Origin of the sequence: Neisseria maigaei, assembly GCF_958267405.1 — a bacterium.
In the GTDB taxonomy this organism is placed as follows: domain Bacteria; phylum Pseudomonadota; class Gammaproteobacteria; order Burkholderiales; family Neisseriaceae; genus Neisseria; species Neisseria bergeri.
The window spans coordinates 1-607 of sequence record NZ_CATQFT010000063.1; the positions used below are offsets into that span (position 1 = coordinate 1).

The following is a 607-nucleotide window of genomic DNA, read 5'->3' on the forward strand; positions in this document are numbered from 1 at the left end:
CGGTCAGTTTTGCTTCGATTTGAGAGGCGTCCCATGCTTTAGATGTGGTGGCCGTACCGAAATGCTGTTGGACGGTTTTGCCGCCGAAGGCATTGTGCAGTAGGTAGAAGAACCGTGCGGCACGTTGGATGTCGGTCATGCAATCCGGTGGTGTACTTTGCAGTCGGGAGAAGACTTCACGGCTCGTAAGCGTCCACTCGAACTGTCTGACAAACTCATCAAAATGATGCTGAACGACGCGGTATAGGTTTATAAGCTGTCCGTCGATATCGTTAAGTACCTCTACTTTGGCAGGGTTCGGACGAAGGAAAAAGAGTGCCGCTCCACCTGCAAACAGTTCTACATAACAGGAATGTTCGGGGAACATCGGGAACAGGTGTTTTGCCAGTCGGCGTTTACCGCCCATCCAAGGGACGATAGGTTGTGGTTTGGTATAGTCCACGATTTACTCCTATATAACGGGTACTCGCGGTACTCTTATTGATATAATGAATCATAATGTTTTGATACTCGGTGGCATTCTGATGATTTTTAATTATTTGAAGGTATTGATATTTTTGCAGCGCATACATTTTATTTGCACGCTGCCGCTGCCTTTTGTAAGCAG

The 607-nt window shown here is 47.1% G+C and carries 1 protein-coding gene; it reads right to left on the reverse strand.

The features are described from left to right. On the reverse strand, window positions 1-406 hold a 406-nt coding region (locus Q3O06_RS11045; protein WP_301818922.1), incomplete at its 3' end, for a DNA adenine methylase. Window positions 407-607: the final 201 nt, after the last annotated feature.